Below are 1,900 nucleotides of genomic sequence, written 5' to 3' on the forward strand. Positions count from 1 at the left end.
GCCGCCGTTCCCTTCGCGGCCCGCCGCCCGCGTGACCCCCGCACGGCCCGGCGTCCGTCCGCCGCGCACCGCACCACCTGAAGACCCTCCGCCGGTACGTCACGTGCCCGCGTTCGAGAACCGTCGACTCAATTTCCGTCGTACCGACACCCTGCCTCGCTCCGCGGGGTTGGTAATGCGGAGCGCAGCCCTTGGCGAAAATGCGTAACTCCGGACATAAGGCGCATGAGGCGCTTTAATGGTTTCACGAGATTAAGTCGACCTTGGGGGTTTTCGTGAAGTTCTTTGGCGTTACCGGCCTGGTACGGAGGCGCGCCTGATGGACCTGTACCGCCAACTCCGCCTGGTGCGTCGCCACTGGTGGATCGTGCTCCTCACGGTCATGGTCGCGCTCGGCGTGACCACCCTCGTCACCGTCCGGGCCCAGCCCCGGTACGTCGCCTCGGTGACCTTCTTCGTCACCACACCGAGCCAGGGCGTCACCGACGCCTACCAGGGCGGCCTGTTCCTCCAGCAGCGCGTGAAGTCGTACGCCGAGCTGCTGACCAGCGACCGGCTCGCGCAGAGCGTCGTCGCCGACAACCCGGTCGGACTGACCGCCGAGCAGGTCCAGCGGCGTGTCTCCACCTCCACCGAGGCCGGGACCGTCCTGCTGCGCGCGTCGGTGACCGACACCGACCAGAACCGCGCCCTGCGGGTGACCGAGACCCTGTCGGCCAAGTTCGTCGAGCTGGTCGGGAAGGTCGAGATGACCTCCGACGGCAAGGCCGGGCCGATCCGTATCGAGGTGGTCAGTGGGCCGCGGGTCACGTCCACCCCGGTGTCCCCCCAGCCGGTCCGCAACTTCACCCTCGGCGGTCTGCTCGGTCTGCTCGCCGGCGTGGGCCTGGCGATCCTGCGTGGACTCGCCGACGTGCGGATGCGGGACGCGGCGGGTCTCCAGCGCGCCACCGGCGGCCCGCTGCTGGGCGAGATTCCGTTCGAGGGCAGCGCGAAGGCGTCGCCGCTGATCGTGGGTGACGCGGCGAACTCGGCCCGGGCCGAGGCGGTCCGCAAGCTGCGGACGAACCTGCGCTTCGTCGACGTGCACGAGCCCGCCCGGGTCATCGCCGTGACCAGCGCCCTCCAGGGCGAGGGGAAGACGACCCTGTCCTGCAACCTGGCGATCGCGCTGGCCGAGGCGGGGTGGCGGGTCCTGCTCGTGGATGCCGACCTGCGCCGCCCGAAGGTCGGCGACTACCTCGGGCTGGACGCCGGGGTCGGCCTGACCGACGTGCTGGTCGGCGACGTCGGGGTGGGCGACGTGGTGCAGCGCTGGGGCGACAAGTCGCTCCTGGTGCTGCCCAGCGGCTCGGCCCCACCGAACCCGAGCGAACTGCTCGGCTCCAAGGCCATGGCGGACCTGCTGCTCGCGCTCCGTGAGTCGGCGGACATCGTCATCATCGACACGGCGCCGCTGCTCGCCGTGACCGACGGCGTCGTGGTGGCCGTGCAGGCCGACGGCGCGCTGCTGGTCACCCAGCAGGGCCGGACGTCCCGGTCGCAGGTCGCCGCGGCAGCGCGGTCACTGCACTCGGTCTCCGTCCGGCTGCTCGGCTGCGTGCTCAACATGGCGAAGGTGCCGAAGGCCGACGCGTACCAGTACGAGGCGTACCGGGTCGTCGCGGCCGCCGAGACGACGCCCGCGCACGCCGAGCGGGGCGCCGGGCCCCGGCACGCCGAGCACCTGGACCCCGGCGACGTCGGCGACCGGACGCAGGAACTCACCCGGCTGTCCCGATGAGCGCCGCGAGGGGCCGCATCACGCGCTCGATCTCCTCGGCGCAGCGCCGGAAGTCGGCGGCGGACCCACCCAGCGGGTCCGGCAGGTCGTCGGCGTCGGGGGCGGCGGGTTGCAGCC

The 1,900-nt window shown here is 72.0% G+C and carries 1 protein-coding gene; it reads left to right on the forward strand.

The features are described from left to right. Positions 1-319: 319 nt before the first annotated feature. On the forward strand, positions 320-1,783 hold the full coding sequence (locus tag AB0I76_RS28925) for a polysaccharide biosynthesis tyrosine autokinase (RefSeq protein WP_357042031.1): 1,464 nt from the start codon (positions 320-322) through the stop codon (positions 1,781-1,783). The last annotated feature ends 117 nt before the right edge of the window (positions 1,784-1,900 follow it).

Origin of the sequence: Micromonospora sp. NPDC049799 (assembly GCF_040656655.1) — a bacterium.
Taxonomy (GTDB): domain Bacteria; phylum Actinomycetota; class Actinomycetes; order Mycobacteriales; family Micromonosporaceae; genus Micromonospora.